Annotated in this window: 12 protein-coding genes; 9 read left to right on the top strand and 3 right to left on the bottom strand. The window is 67.4% G+C overall.

Annotated features, from left to right (window positions below; all coding sequences use genetic code 11):
* The first annotated feature begins 23 nt into the window (after positions 1–23).
* Complete coding sequence (locus PSEK12I1_RS0118555; RefSeq protein ID WP_027602540.1) at positions 24–1,010, top strand: aldo/keto reductase; 987 nt, start codon at positions 24–26, stop codon at positions 1,008–1,010.
* Positions 1,011–1,055: 45 nt separating this feature from the next.
* On the opposite strand, the gene PSEK12I1_RS0118550 is transcribed toward PSEK12I1_RS0118555, so the two are convergent.
* Positions 1,056–1,364, bottom strand: coding sequence for a DUF2288 domain-containing protein (locus PSEK12I1_RS0118550; RefSeq protein WP_027602539.1), 309 nt, complete (start codon positions 1,362–1,364; stop codon positions 1,056–1,058).
* 214 nt (positions 1,365–1,578) lie between these two features.
* Here PSEK12I1_RS0118550 and PSEK12I1_RS0118545 point away from each other — a divergent pair, with 214 nt between their 5' ends.
* The 5 genes from PSEK12I1_RS0118545 (at position 1,579) to PSEK12I1_RS0118525 (ending at position 6,468) form a co-directional block, all read left to right on the top strand.
* Entirely contained in the window at positions 1,579–2,700 is a 1,122-nt protein-coding gene (locus tag PSEK12I1_RS0118545) for a branched-chain amino acid ABC transporter substrate-binding protein (RefSeq protein ID WP_007159570.1), read from the top strand.
* A 114-nt stretch (positions 2,701–2,814) separates the two neighbouring features.
* Positions 2,815–3,738 carry a high-affinity branched-chain amino acid ABC transporter permease LivH gene (gene livH, locus PSEK12I1_RS0118540; RefSeq protein WP_007159571.1) on the top strand — a complete coding sequence of 308 codons (924 nt, stop codon included), beginning with the start codon at positions 2,815–2,817 and terminating at the stop codon, positions 3,736–3,738.
* Positions 3,735–4,991 (top strand): high-affinity branched-chain amino acid ABC transporter permease LivM, encoded by a 1,257-nt coding sequence (locus PSEK12I1_RS0118535; RefSeq protein ID WP_007159572.1) that lies wholly within the window; start codon positions 3,735–3,737, stop codon positions 4,989–4,991. Before livH ends, PSEK12I1_RS0118535 begins: the two co-directional genes overlap by 4 nt.
* Entirely contained in the window at positions 4,988–5,755 is a 768-nt protein-coding gene (gene livG / locus PSEK12I1_RS0118530) for a high-affinity branched-chain amino acid ABC transporter ATP-binding protein LivG (RefSeq protein WP_007159573.1), read from the top strand. Before PSEK12I1_RS0118535 ends, livG begins: the two co-directional genes overlap by 4 nt.
* Positions 5,756–5,766: 11 nt before the next feature.
* A complete protein-coding gene (locus PSEK12I1_RS0118525) occupies positions 5,767–6,468 on the top strand; it encodes an ABC transporter ATP-binding protein (RefSeq protein ID WP_007159574.1) in 702 nt (233 codons plus the stop codon).
* Positions 6,469–7,234: 766 nt separating this feature from the next.
* Here the strand turns inward: PSEK12I1_RS0118525 and PSEK12I1_RS0118520 are convergent.
* Positions 7,235–8,146, bottom strand: a complete 912-nt coding sequence (locus tag PSEK12I1_RS0118520; RefSeq protein WP_027602538.1) for a LysR family transcriptional regulator — start codon at positions 8,144–8,146, stop codon at positions 7,235–7,237.
* 98 nt (positions 8,147–8,244) lie between these two features.
* Here PSEK12I1_RS0118520 and PSEK12I1_RS23965 point away from each other — a divergent pair, with 98 nt between their 5' ends.
* From PSEK12I1_RS23965 to PSEK12I1_RS23960, 3 genes are all read left to right on the top strand, one after another.
* The gene (locus PSEK12I1_RS23965; protein ID WP_027597128.1) at positions 8,245–8,844 is read left to right on the top strand and encodes a short chain dehydrogenase; all 600 of its coding nucleotides are present in this window, start codon (positions 8,245–8,247) and stop codon (positions 8,842–8,844) included.
* A gap of 59 nt (positions 8,845–8,903) precedes the next feature.
* Positions 8,904–9,584 carry a membrane protein gene (locus PSEK12I1_RS0118505; protein ID WP_027602537.1) on the top strand — a complete coding sequence of 227 codons (681 nt, stop codon included), beginning with the start codon at positions 8,904–8,906 and terminating at the stop codon, positions 9,582–9,584.
* Between the two features lie 260 nt (positions 9,585–9,844).
* Positions 9,845–12,325, top strand: coding sequence for an EAL domain-containing protein (locus PSEK12I1_RS23960; protein ID WP_081737534.1), 2,481 nt, complete (start codon positions 9,845–9,847; stop codon positions 12,323–12,325).
* Between the two features lie 17 nt (positions 12,326–12,342).
* Here the strand turns inward: PSEK12I1_RS23960 and PSEK12I1_RS0118495 are convergent, their stop codons facing one another.
* Positions 12,343–13,305 (bottom strand): GlxA family transcriptional regulator, encoded by a 963-nt coding sequence (locus tag PSEK12I1_RS0118495; RefSeq protein WP_007159579.1) that lies wholly within the window; start codon positions 13,303–13,305, stop codon positions 12,343–12,345.
* Positions 13,306–13,399 lie beyond the last annotated feature (94 nt).

Below are 13,399 nucleotides of genomic sequence, written 5' to 3'. Positions count from 1 at the left end.
ATCCATCTGACGAGGAATCCCTTATGCAACAGCGTCGCTTGGGCCAGCAGGGCCCTCTGGTATCCACGCTCGGTCTGGGCTGCATGGGCATGTCCGATCTCTATGGCGCCGCCGACCGTGGCGAGGCCATCGCCACCGTCCAGGCCGCCCTCGAACGCGGCGTCACCCTGTTCGACACCGGTGACTTCTATGGCATGGGCCACAACGAACTGCTCCTGGGCGAAGCCCTGCGCGGTCGGCGGGAGCAGGCGCTGATCAGCGTCAAGTTCGGCGCCTTGCGTGGTCCGGGTGGCGAGTGGCTGGGCTACGACGCCCGGCCGGTGGCGATCAAGAATTTCGTCGCCTACAGCCTCAAGCGCCTGGGCGTGGACCACATCGACATCTATCGCCCGGCGCGGCTGGATCGCCAGGTGCCCATCGAGGACACCATGGGCGCCCTCGCCGAGCTGGTCCAGGCGGGCTACATCCGCCACATCGGCCTTTCGGAGGTGGGCGCCCAGACCCTGCGGCGAGCGGCCGCGGTGCACCCGGTCTGCGACCTGCAGATCGAGTATTCGCTGGTCTCGCGCGGCATCGAGGCCGAGATCCTGCCGACCTGCCGCGACCTGGGCATCGGCATCACCGCCTATGGCGTGCTCTCCCGCGGTCTGCTCAGCGGTCACTGGCGCCAACCCTCGGGCAGCGGCGACTTCCGCGCCCTCAGTCCGCGCTTCCAGCCGGGCAACGTGGAGCGCAACCTGGCGCTGGTGGAAGGCATGAAGCAATTCGCCGAACGCCGCGGCACCACCCCGGCCCGGCTGGCGGTGGCCTGGGTCGCCGCCCAGGGCGACGACATCGTGCCGCTGGTGGGTGCTCGCCGCCGCGCTCAGCTCGACGAATCCCTCGGTGCGCTGGAGGTGACGCTGAGCGATGCGGATCGCGCCGAACTGGAACGCCTGCTGCCGCCAGGCGCGGTGGCCGGCGATCGCTACGGCGAACATCAGCTGCGCGATCTCGACAGCGAACGCTGAACCACCCCCGGCAACAACGGCCCGCCTTGCGCGGGCCTTTGCGTTTCAGCGCTCGGCCGGACGCTCCTGCATCAGCACCCAGGGCGCCACCACCACCGCCCACAGCGCCACCTCGGGCGCCTCCAGCCGGCGCCGCGCGCGCGCTTCGTCGACCTTGGCCAGCTGACCCTGCTGCAGCCACAGACCCACCCGGGCGGCATCGTCCTGGGTCACGGCGATGGCCGCCTCGATCAGGTCCAGCTCGAGGGCCACTTCCAGCAGCACGCCCCGCGCAAAATGCGGTTGCAATTCTTCCCAGCCGATGGCGGCGGTCTGCCCGAGCAGGGTGGCGTAGCGCGTTGCGTGATCGGTCATGGTGCGGGCCTCGCGAAAAGGGCGGATTCTAACCTTGCCCTCCCCGCTTGCCGAGCGCCCGGACGCACGGTCGACAAGTCCGACAAGTTGTCGTCGCCAGCTTTCCAAGACGAACAGACGGTGATTAAACTGCGCGGCGCGTCATAAAGAACAAAATCGGCACATTTTCGCTTCCAACTGCCTCATTAATAAAAGCATTCCGAGTGGAGCACTCATGAAAAAGGCAACTCTGCGTTTCTCCCGCTTGGTCGCGGCCCTGGCCCTGGCCGGCATGGCCAGCCACACCCTGGCAGCCGACACCCTGAAGATCGGTCTGGCCGGCCCCAAGACCGGTCCGGTCGCCCAGTACGGTGACATGGAGTTCATTGGTGCCCAGATGGCCATCGAGCAGATCAACAAGGCCGGCGGCGTCAAGGGCAAGCAGCTCGAAGGCGTGATCTACGACGACGCCTGCGATCCCAAGCAGGCCGTGGCGGTTGCCAACAAGATCGTCAACGATGGCGTCAAGTTCGTCGTCGGCCACCTCTGCTCCAGCTCCACCCAGCCGGCCTCCGACATCTATGAGGACGAAGGCATCCTGATGGTGACCCCGGCGGCCACCAGCCCCGACATCACCAACCGTGGCTACAAGCTGATCTTCCGCACCATCGGCCTGGACAACATGCAGGGTCCGACCGCCGGCAAGTTCATCGTCGAGCACGTCAAGCCGAAGATCGTCGCGGTCATCCACGACAAGCAGCAGTACGGCGAAGGCATCGCCACCGCGGTCAAGCAGACCCTGGACAAGGCCGGCGTCAAGGTCGCCGTGTTCGAGGGCATCAACTCCGGCGACAAGGACTTCTCCTCGCTGATCGCCAAGCTCAAGCAGGCCAACGTCGACTTCGTCTACTACGGCGGCTACCACCCCGAGCTGGGCCTGATCCTGCGTCAGGCGGCCGAGAAGGGCCTGACCGCCAAGTTCATGGGTCCGGAAGGCGTGGGCAACAGCTCCATCTCCGCCATCGCCGGCAAGGCCTCCGAAGGCCTGCTGGTCACCCTGCCGCGCTCCTTCGACCAGGATCCCAAGAACCAGGCCCTGGTGCAGGCGTTCAAGGACAAGAAGCAGGATCCGAGCGGTCCCTTCGTGTTCCCCTCCTACGCCGCCGTGCAGGTCATCGCCGAAGGCATCGCCAAGGCGGGCGACGAGAAGCCCGAGGATGTGGCCAAGGCGCTGCGCAGCAACACCTTCAACACCCCCACCGGCGAGCTGGCGTTCGACGAAAAAGGCGACCTGAAGAACTTCGAGTTCGTGGTCTACGAATGGCACGCCGACGGCACCAAGACTGAAGCCAAGTAAGCCCTGCCTGTAACACCGGAGCCCACCGCCAACGGCGGTGGGCTTCGTTTATCCGCCTCCATCCGAGGCCTGGGACCTGCACCAGAAGTGCACTTGGGTCCCCTGGAGACACCCATGCCCGAGTTCTACCACTACCTGCAACAGCTGGTGAACGGCCTCACGGTCGGCAGCACCTATGCCCTGATCGCCATCGGCTACACCATGGTCTACGGCATCATCGGCATGATCAACTTCGCCCATGGCGAGGTGTACATGATCGGCTCCTACGTGGCCTTCATCGCCATCGCCGGCCTCGCCATGCTGGGCATCCACAGCCTGCCCATCGTCATGCTCGCCGCCTTCGGCGCCAGCATCATCATCGCCAGTGCCTACGGCTACAGCATCGAACGCATCGCCTATCGCCCCCTGCGCGGCGGTAACCGGCTGATCCCGCTGATCTCGGCGATCGGCATGTCGATCTTCCTGCAGAACTGGGTGCTGCTGGCCCAGGACTCCAAGGACAAGTCGATCCCCAACCTGCTGCCGGGCAACTTCATCATCGGCACCGACGCCATGAACGGCGTGGTGATCTCCTATGTGCAGGTGCTGATCTTCATCGTCACCCTGCTCACCATGTTCGGCCTGACCTGGTTCATCTCCCGCTCCCGCCTGGGCCGCGCCTGCCGCGCCTGCGCCGAGGACATCAAGATGGCCAACCTGCTGGGCATCAACACCAACGGCATCATCGCCCTGACCTTCGTCATCGGCGCCACCCTGGCCGCCGTGGCCGCGGTGCTGCTGGGCATCCAGTACGGCGTGATCAACCCGAGCCTGGGTTTCCTGGCCGGCATCAAGGCCTTTACCGCCGCCGTGCTCGGCGGCATCGGCAGCATCCCCGGCGCCATGCTCGGCGGCCTGGTGCTAGGCGTGGCCGAGGCCTTTGGCGCCGATGTCTTCGGTGACCAGTACAAGGACGTGGTGGCCTTCAGCCTGCTGGTGCTGGTGCTGCTGTTCCGCCCCACCGGCATCCTCGGTCGTCCGGAGGTGGAAAAGGTATGAGTGCCCGTCTGCGAACCGCCTTCTTCAGCGCCCTGCTGGTGCTGGCCGTCGCCTATCCCATCCTCGGCCTCAAGCTGGAGACGGTGGGCGTCAACCTCGAAGTGCACGGCGCCACGCCGCGCACCCTCTGGATCGTGGCCCTGGCCGCGGTGCTGATGTTCGTCTGGCAACTGGTGCGCGACCAGGTCACCGCCGGCTGGCGCCGCAGCGGCGGCCTGCCGTTGCCGGCCACCGGCCTGGGCACCAAGCTGACCGAACCCAAGACCCAGCGCTGGGTGATCCTCGGCCTGGTGCTGGTCGCCCTGGTGTGGCCTTTCTATGGCTCGCGCGGCGCGGTGGACATCGCCACCCTGATCCTGATCTACGTGATGCTCGGCCTCGGCCTGAACATCGTGGTGGGCCTGGCCGGTCTGCTCGACCTGGGCTACGTCGGCTTCTATGCCGTCGGCGCCTACACCTACGCCATGCTCTCCCACTACTATGGCCTGGGCTTCTGGGTGTGCCTGCCGCTGGCGGGGCTGATGGCGGCGCTGTTCGGCTTCCTGCTCGGCTTCCCGGTGCTGCGCCTGCGCGGCGACTACCTGGCCATCGTCACCCTGGGCTTCGGCGAGATCATCCGCATCCTCTTGCGCAACCTCACCGAATGGACCGGCGGTCCCAACGGCATCAGCGGCATCGACAAGCCGACCCTGTTCGGCCTGACCTTCGAACGCCGCGCACCCGAGGGCATGACGCCCTTCCACGAGTACTTCGGCATCCCCTACAACTCCGAATACAAGGTGATCTTCCTCTACCTGATCGCCCTGCTGCTGGTGCTGCTGACCCTGTTCGTGATCAATCGCCTCCTGCGCATGCCCATCGGTCGCGCCTGGGAAGCCCTGCGCGAAGACGAGATCGCCTGCCGCGCCCTGGGTCTGAATCCCACGCTGATCAAGCTCTCGGCCTTTACCCTGGGCGCCTGCTTCGCCGGGTTCGCCGGCAGCTTCTTCGCCGCCCGCCAGGGCCTGGTGTCGCCGGAATCCTTCACCTTCATCGAATCGGCCATCATCCTGGCCATCGTGGTGCTGGGCGGCATGGGTTCCCAGCTCGGCGTGATCCTCGCGGCCATCGTGATGATCCTGCTGCCGGAGCTGATGCGTGAATTCAGCGAATACCGCATGTTGATGTTCGGCCTGCTGATGGTCGTGATGATGATCTGGCGTCCGCAAGGCCTGCTCCCGATGCAACGCCCGCACCTGGAGTTGCGCAAATGAGCCAAGCCCTTCTCGATGTCTCCGGCCTGTCCATGAGGTTCGGCGGCCTGCTGGCCGTCAACGGCGTCAACATCCGTGTGGAACAGGGCCAGGTGGTCTCGCTGATCGGTCCCAACGGCGCCGGCAAGACCACGGTGTTCAACTGCCTGACCGGCTTCTACCGGCCCAGCGGCGGCGAGATCCTCCTGCGCGGCGAGGCCATCCAGGGCCTGCCCGGGCACAAGATCGCCCGAAAGGGCGTGGTGCGCACCTTCCAGAACGTCCGCCTGTTCAAGGAAATGACCGCGGTGGAGAACCTGCTGGTGGCCCAGCATCGCCACCTCAATACCGGCTTCCTGGCCGGGCTGTTCAAGACCCCGGCCTTTCGCAAGAGCGAAGCCGAGGCCATGGACTACGCGCGTTTCTGGCTGGAGCAGGTCAATCTCACCGAGTTCGCCAACCGTAACGCCGGCAATCTCGCCTACGGTCAGCAGCGCCGCCTGGAAATCGCCCGCTGCATGATGACCCGCCCGCAGATCCTCATGCTCGACGAGCCGGCCGCCGGCCTCAACCCGCGCGAGACCGAGGACCTCAAGGCGCTCATCGCCCTGCTGCGCGCCGAGCACGGCGTCACCGTGCTCTTGATCGAGCACGACATGCACCTGGTAATGAGCATTTCCGACCACATCGTGGTGATCAACCAGGGTACCCCCCTGGCCGACGGGACGCCGGAGCAGATCCGCAACAACCCCGACGTGATCAAGGCCTACCTGGGCGAATCCTGATGGAGACCTCCATGCTGCAGTTCGACAACGTCTCCACCTTCTACGGCAAGATCCAGGCGCTACATGGCGTCAGCGTGCAGGTGAACCGGGGCGAGATCGTCACCCTGATCGGCGCCAACGGCGCCGGCAAGTCCACCCTGCTGATGACCCTCTGCGGTACCCCGCGCGCCCATGGCGGCAGCATCCGCTACGAAGGCGAGGAACTGGTCGGCCAGGAAACCGCGCAGATCATGCGCAAGGGCATCGCCGTCGTACCGGAAGGCCGCCGGGTGTTCGCCCGCCTGACCGTGGAAGAGAACCTGGCCATGGGCGGCTTCTTCACCGACAAGCACGCCTATGACCGCCAGCTGGAGAAGGTCCTCGGCCTCTTCCCGCGCCTCAAGGAGCGCTATGCCCAGCGCGCCGGCACCATGTCCGGCGGCGAGCAGCAGATGCTCGCCATCGGCCGGGCGATGATGAGCGAGCCGCGCCTGCTGCTGCTCGACGAGCCCTCCCTGGGCCTGGCGCCCATCATCATCCAGCAGATCTTCGAGATCATCGAGCAACTGCGCCAGGATGGGGTGACGGTGTTCCTGGTCGAGCAGAACGCCAACCAGGCGCTCAAGCTGGCCGACCGCGGCTATGTGCTGGAGAACGGCCGCATCGTCATGCAGGACAGCGGCGCCGAACTGCTGGCCAACCCGGATGTGCGCAAGGCCTATCTGGGCGGTTGAGCATGTCCTCGCTGCCCGAAACGCTTCAACTTCGGCGCGGCGAAGCCCAACGGTGCCGTAGCGTGGAAAACGGCGCAGCCTTTTCCACTGGGGGCTTCACAACGAAGCGCGCCCTCACCCCAGCCCTCTCCCGCAGGGAGAGGGGGCTTTCAACGCGTAGGTTGGGTTGAGACAGCTCCACTGTCGAAGCCCAACGGTGCCGTAGCGTGGAAAACGGCGCAGCCTTTTCCACTGGGGGCTTCACNACGAAGCGCGCCCTCACCCCAGCCCTCTCCCACAGGGAGAGGGGGCGATCCATGCAGCGCGTAGGTTGGGTTGAGACGGCTCCACCGTCGAAGCCCAACGGGGCCGTAGCGTGGAAAACGGCGCAGCCTTTTCCACTGGGGGCTTCACAACGAAGCGCGCCCTCACCCCAGCCCTCTCCCGCAGGGAGAGGGGGCTTTCAACGCGTAGGTTGGGTTGAGACAGCTCCACTGTCGAAGCCCAACGGTGCCGTAGCGTGGAAAACGGCGCAGCCTTTTCCACTGGGGGCTTCACGACGAAGCGCGCCCTCACCCCAGCCCTCTCCCACAGGGAGAGGGGGCGATCCATGCAGCGCGTAGGTTGGGTTGAGACGGCTCCACCGTCGAAGCCCAACGGGGCCGTAGCGTGGAAAACGGCGCAGCCTTTTCCACCGGGGGCTTCACGGTGAAGGGTGCCCTCACCCCAGCCCTCTCCCGCAGGGAGAGGGGGCTTTCCGCGCAGGCGTTGAGGTCCATCAACCTCGCTACCCCAACGCCTCCAACCGCTGCCGACTGCGCTCGAACCAGTCGCTCAGGGCTTCCGCCACCACTCTGGTGCGCTTCGGCAACCCACCTTGGTAGGGATGGACCAGAAACAGCGGCTGGCTGGGGGTGCGCCATTCCCGGAGCAGCCAGACCAGGGCGCCGCTGGCCAATTCTTCGTGCACCATGAATGACGGCAGCCGGGCGATGCCCTGCCCGGCCAGGGCAGCCTGCTTGAGCAGGCTGTAGTGGTTGCAGGAAAGACTGGGCTCCACCTGGACGCGGCTGAGCTGATGCTCGCGGTGATAGAGCCAGACGTCGCCCTCGGCATAGTGACTGTTCACCAGGCAGCGATGGCCGAGCAGATCCTCGGGCACCCGGGGGACCTCGACCCCGGCCAGATAGGCCGGTGCCGCGCAGGTCACCTCCTGCATGGCGAACAGCGGGCGGGCGACCAGGCGTTCGTCCGGCTCCAGCCGGGCGCGGATCGCCAGGTCGAAGCCCTCGGCCACCAGGTCGCGGTAGCCGTTGTCCAGCACCAGGTCCAGCTGGATGGCGGGATGGGCGGCGCGACAGGCCAGCAGCACCTCGAAAAAGGTGTAGCCCAGGGACACCGGCACGGTCAGGCGCACCGGGCCGACGGCTTCCTCCTGCAGCCGGGCCACGCTCTGCAGGGCCCGCTCGCGCTGGCGCACCAGGGCCTGGGCCTCCGGCAGCAGGGCACGACCGGCAGGGGTGGGATCGAGGCGTCGGGTGGTGCGGTGCAGCAGCTGGGTCTCCAGCCGTGTCTCCAGCGCCCGGATGCGCTTGGACAGCTGGCCCTTGCTGCAGCCCAGGCGCTCGGCCGCGCGGGTGAAGCTGCCGCTGTCACAGAGGATGGCGAAGGCAGCGAGATCGGCGAAGTCGTCCTGCATCGTTTCCCCCTGGAAACACTGGATTGCCATTCAGGCGATTTATCCGGGCAATGGGCCATTCTAGGCTGAGGACTCCTTTCCCTTCACGGAGCCACCCCATGAAAATCATCCTCGTCGGTGCCAGCGGGACCCTGGGCAGCGCCATCGCCGAACGCCTGGGCAGCCGCCATGACCTGATCCGCGTCGGCCGCCGATCCGGCGACCTGCAGGTCGACATCACCCAACCCGAGTCCATCCGTGCCCTCTTCGCCCAGGTGGGTCGTTTCGACGCCCTGGTCAGCGCGGTGGGTTCGGTGACCTTCGCCCCCTTCACCGAGATGACGCCCGAGGCGTACCAGAAAGGCCTGCAGGACAAGCTCATGGGCCAGGTCAATCTGGTGCTGCTCGGCCAGCAGCAGGCCGCCGAGGGCGCCTCCTTTACCCTGACCACCGGCATCCTCAGCGAACAGCCCATCGCCCAGGGCAGCTCGGCGGCCATGGTCAACGCGGCGCTGGAAGGCTTCGTGCGCGGTGCGGCCATCGAGTTGCCCCACGGTCAGCGCCTCAACGCGGTCAGCCCGACGGTGCTGCAGGAGTCCCTGGGCCACTACGGTGATTTCTTCCGCGGTTTCAAGGCGGTCAGCGGCGCCGAGGCCGCGCTGGCCTACGAACGCAGTGTGGAAGGACGAGAAACCGGCAAGACGTATCGCGTCTGGTAAGTCCTTGAGCTCGCGGCGCTGTCTGAGTAACGTGTGCCCACCTCAGTCGGAGTCCTGCGATGCCAGCGCCGCGTGCCATCTTTCCCCTAGCCCTGCTCGGCCTCCTCGGCGGCTGCAGCCTGTTCCAGAGCGACGACACCCCGCGTGCACCGGGCGGCGAGCGCCTGCAGGGCGATCTGCGCTGGAGCGGTGACCAGCTGCTGTTCCGCCCCTGCCAGGAACAGCGTTTCTTCGACGTCACCGACGCCAACAACACCGCCATCCTGCGCGATGCCCACGAACTGGCCGCCGACAGCGGCGCCGCTTCGCTGTTCGCCGACCTGCGCGGCAAGCTCAAGTCCGGCGGCCGCGATGGTGCCCAGGGCGTGTTCGCCGTCACCGATGTCTACCGCGTGCAATACAGCGGACCAGGTTGCAGCGATCCCAACTTCAAGCGCACCGCCATGAACGCCGGTGGCCATGGACCGGACTGGAGCGTCCAGGTCAGCAACCAGGGCATGCTGGTCAGCACCGCCGGCCAGCAGCGCCGCGCCCTGCCCTTCGTCCAGGAAGAATTGCCGGGCGGCATGCGCGCCCTGTCCAGCGAAGCCAATGGCGAGAAGGTCGAGTTGTGGATCAATCCGCGCCGCTGCGTGGACGGTCGCACCGGCACCGTGCAGTCACTGCAGGCCGAACTGCGCATCAATGGCCAAACCTGGCAGGGCTGCGCCTTCTATGGCGGAGCCGGCAACCCCACCTAACTCGGGCGTTCGCGCGATGCTTAGCGCGATCCCCTTGGCATCTCCCGCTTTACGTTTAGCGTCGCGCGCCCCAAGGGGCTAGTCTAGCGACGGCAAGGTTTCATCCGCTTCGCTTGGTCACTTCCGGGTTGCACCAGGCGAAGGCACAGGAACGCTCATCCAGCCAGGGTCCAGGCATGCCAACATCCCCAGCGTCTCGTAGCGCGCCTCCGCGCCGACGGGGCCATACCGTTCTCCTGCGGCTGTTCCCCGCGCTCTGCGTGCTGCTCCTGGGTCTCATCGGCCTGGGTTGCTATCTGCTGGTCGACAATGCCGTGCGCCAGGATGCCACCGTCGCCCAGCATACCGAGCGCGCCGTTGGCCGCACCTTCACGCGCCTCGACGAAGAGGTCGCCCGCAACCTGATCGACTACAGCAAATGGGACGAAGCCTATCGCCGCCTGCACCAGACACTGGACAGCGACTGGGCCTTCGAACAGGGCAATCTGGGCGAGTCCCTGTTCCAGGTCTATGGCTATGAGGGAGTGCTGGTGTTCGACGGTCAGGATCGGCCCCGCTATCGCCTGCTCGACGGCCAGCTCGCCGATCCCGCTGCCCCCTGGCTGCAGGGCGACATCGCCGGCCTGCTGGCCGCGGCGCGCAGCGCCGACGCCCGCGCCGGCAGCGTGTCCGGCGTGCTGACCGTGGCCGGGATGCCGGCGCTGGTGGCCGCCGCCGCCATCACCCCGGGCGACCAGGCCGGCGTTCGCCCCCAGGACGCGCCGGCCTCGGTACTGGTCTTCGTCAATGTGCTCAGTCCGGCGCGGCTGGCGGCCCTGAGCGAAGCCAACAACCTGCCGCCGCTGAGCATCAGCGCCAACGGCGCCGGCAGCCGCGCCAGCTGGCAACTGCCGGGTTCCCGCTATCAGCTGACCTGGCGCCCACCGCGTCCGGGGCTGTGGCTGATGCAACAGACCCTGCCGCTGTTCGGCGGCGGGGTGCTGATCCTGCTGCTGGGGCTGATCTGGCTGTTTCGCCAGGCGCTGATCTCGATGCGCCAGCTGGATGCCCAGTACGATGACCTGTTGGCCAGCCGCAGCGAACTGGCCATCGGCGAGCGGCGCTTCCGCGACATCGCCGAGGCCACTTCGGACTGGCTGTGGGAGGTCGACGCCTCGCTGCGCCTGGTCTATGTCTCGGATCGCTTCGCCGAGGTCACCGGGGAAGCCACCGAGCGCTGGCTCGGCCGGCCGCTCGCCGAATTGCTCACCCCCCATGCCGACACCCTGGCGCACTGGCTCGCCGGCCAGGCCCACGACCGCAAGCCGCGCCCGCCGCTGGTCTGCCACTACCTGGACGGCAACGGGCGCGAACGCACCTGCCGGGTGGCCGCCCGGGCCATTCCCGAAGGCGGCTATCGCGGCACCGTCACCGATCTCACCGACGAGATCGAGGCCCTGGCCCAGGTCCAGCACCTGTCCTGGCACGATCCCCTGACCGGCCTGCCCAATCGCCATCGCCTGCACCAGTTTCTCGCCACCCATCTGGAAGGCCCGGAGCCCCGCCCCCTGGCGCTGATCAGCCTGGACCTGGATAGATTCAAGACGGTCAACGACGCCCTCGGCCATGCCGCCGGCGATCAGGTCCTGCAGGAAGCGGCGCAGCGCCTGCGGCAGAACGTGACCGCCACCGATCTGGTGGCGCGCCTGGGCGGCGACGAATTCTGCGTGGTGCTCAGCGGCGATCGCGACCCCGCTGCCATCGCCGACCTCTGTCGGCGCCTGGTGGAGCAGTTGCGCCAACCCTTCCGCCTCGGCGAGCAGCGGGTCTTCATCGGCAGCAGCCTGGGCGTGGCCCTGGCGCCGCGGGATACCGGCATCCCGGCGGAATTGCTGCGTCTGGCCGACATCGCCCTGTACCAGGCCAAGGCCGCTGGCCGCGGCACCTGGCGCTTCCATGAACCGGCCATGAACGAGCAGGTGCTCCTGCGCCGGCAGCTGGAACAGGATCTACGCCAGGCCCTGCGCGATGATCGCCTCAGTCTCTACTACCAGCCGCGCCGTTGCCTGGCCGATGGCAGCCTGCGCGGCTTCGAGGCGCTGGTGCGCTGGGAGCACCCGACCCAGGGCCTGCTGGAGCCGCTGGATTTCCTGGCCCTGGCCGAAGACGCCGGCCTCGGGCAGCGCCTGGGGCGCTGGGTGCTGGAGACCGCCTGCCACGACGCCCAGGGCTGGCCGGAACGCCTCTCGGTGTCGGTCAATCTGTCGCCGCAGCAATTCCACGCCAACGAAGATCCGGTGCAGACCGTGGCCGAGGCGCTCTACCAGAGCGGCCTGGCGGCCTCGCGCCTGGAGCTGGAACTCACCGAGCGCACCCTGCTGGATCCCGCCGCCGATGTGGCCAACACCCTGGGCGCGCTCAAGGGCCTGGGCGTGCGCCTGTGCCTGGACGACTTCGGGTCCGGCCTGTGCTCCCTGGCCTACCTGCGCCGCTATCCGCTGGACGGCATCCGCCTCGACCGCAGCCTGATCGCGCGGCACCGGCAAGCGCCGGAAGACAGCGCCCTGGTGCGGGCCATGATCGATCTCGGCCGCTCGCTGGGGCTGAGGGTGACCCTCAAGGGCGTGGAAGACGCCGAGCACCTGCGCCAGCTGCAGCACCTGCCGGCGGACGAGATCCAGGGCTTCCACTGCGGCGCGCCGCTACCGGCCGATCGGCTGGGCGCCTGGCTGGACGAAGGGGTGGCGGAGCCGTTGAGCTGAAGGGGTGCGCCGGGCGCCTAGCGCTCGGCCACCATGCTGCCCTCGCCCGCCGCACCGCGTCGCTGGTTGCGGTCGTCGCGAGGAGTGACGCCAAAGAAGTTGCGATAGGCGCTGGAGAAGTGCGGCCCCGACGAGAAGCCGCAGGACAGGCCGATCTGGATGATCGATTTGCTGGTCTGGGTGAGCATCTTGCGTGCCCGATTCAGCCGTAGCTCCAGGTAGTACTGGCTGGGCACCCGCGCCAGGTACTGCTTGAAGATCCGCTCCAGTTGCCGCCGGGAGACGCAGACGTGCTGGGCGATCTCGTCGGTGGTGAGGGGCTCTTCGATATTGGCCTCCATCAGCATCACCGCCTGGGTCAGCTTGGGATGACTCGACCCCAGGCGATTCTTCAGCGGAATGCGCTGCCGCTCGCTGCCTTCGCGCAGCCGCTCGACGATCAGCTCCTCGGCGATGGTGCCCGCCTGTTCGGCGTCGCGGTCACGGCCGATCATGGCCAGCAGCAGATCGAGGATGGCCAGGCCGCCGCAGGCGGTCAGGCGATCGCGGTCCCACTCGTAGAGGTGGTGGGTGGCGATGACCTTGGGAAACTGCTCGCTGAATTCCTCCAGCCAGCGCCAGTGCACGGCGGCGCGATGCCCGTCGAGCAGACCGAGCTGGGCGAGGATGTGCACCCCGGCGGAAAAGCCTCCCATCACCACCCCGGCCCGGGCGGTCTGGCGCAGGGCCGCGGCCAGGGGCGGCGGCAGCGCGGGCGAGGGTTCGTCGGCCAGCACGAAGAGGCGATCCAGGCGTTCCAGCTGCCCTTCCCAGTGGCCACCCGGCAGGCGCGGCTGCAACTCGCTGCCGGCCTGCAGAAAGCGCACCTCGTAGGGTGTATCGCTCGAATGGCGAGCGGCGAGTTCCAGCGCTTCCTCGACCAGGCCCACGGTCAGCGGACGAACGTCGGGCCACAGCAGAAAGGCGATGCGGATGGTCATCTAACGTCTGGCTTCCTGTCGAGAGCGGCGGGGGCGACCGATCCGGGGCCCGCGCGCCATGAAACCCTTGTGGGGTGGCACGCATGGTACGCCG

The sequence above is a fragment of the Pseudomonas sp. MOIL14HWK12:I1 genome (assembly GCF_000510705.1).
Lineage (GTDB): Bacteria > Pseudomonadota > Gammaproteobacteria > Pseudomonadales > Pseudomonadaceae > Chryseomonas > Chryseomonas oryzihabitans.
The sequence above is the reverse complement of the archived record's forward strand: the minus strand, read 5'-3'. Positions and strand labels throughout refer to the sequence as shown.

Excerpts from the sequence above, each read along its gene's own strand:
- PSEK12I1_RS0118550 (WP_027602539.1), bottom strand. The coding sequence starts at position 1,364 with ATGACCGATCACGCAACGCGCTACGCCACCCTGCTCGGGCAGACCGCC.
- PSEK12I1_RS0118495 (WP_007159579.1), bottom strand. The coding sequence starts at position 13,305 with ATGACCATCCGCATCGCCTTTCTGCTGTGGCCCGACGTTCGTCCGCTG.
- PSEK12I1_RS0118505 (WP_027602537.1), top strand. The coding sequence starts at position 8,904 with ATGCCAGCGCCGCGTGCCATCTTTCCCCTAGCCCTGCTCGGCCTCCTC.
- PSEK12I1_RS0118535 (WP_007159572.1), top strand. The coding sequence starts at position 3,735 with ATGAGTGCCCGTCTGCGAACCGCCTTCTTCAGCGCCCTGCTGGTGCTG.
- livG (WP_007159573.1), top strand. The coding sequence starts at position 4,988 with ATGAGCCAAGCCCTTCTCGATGTCTCCGGCCTGTCCATGAGGTTCGGC.
- PSEK12I1_RS0118525 (WP_007159574.1), top strand. The coding sequence starts at position 5,767 with ATGCTGCAGTTCGACAACGTCTCCACCTTCTACGGCAAGATCCAGGCG.
- livH (WP_007159571.1), top strand. The coding sequence starts at position 2,815 with ATGCCCGAGTTCTACCACTACCTGCAACAGCTGGTGAACGGCCTCACG.
- PSEK12I1_RS0118520 (WP_027602538.1), bottom strand. The coding sequence starts at position 8,146 with ATGCAGGACGACTTCGCCGATCTCGCTGCCTTCGCCATCCTCTGTGAC.
- PSEK12I1_RS0118545 (WP_007159570.1), top strand. The coding sequence starts at position 1,579 with ATGAAAAAGGCAACTCTGCGTTTCTCCCGCTTGGTCGCGGCCCTGGCC.
- PSEK12I1_RS23965 (WP_027597128.1), top strand. The coding sequence starts at position 8,245 with ATGAAAATCATCCTCGTCGGTGCCAGCGGGACCCTGGGCAGCGCCATC.
- PSEK12I1_RS0118555 (WP_027602540.1), top strand. The coding sequence starts at position 24 with ATGCAACAGCGTCGCTTGGGCCAGCAGGGCCCTCTGGTATCCACGCTC.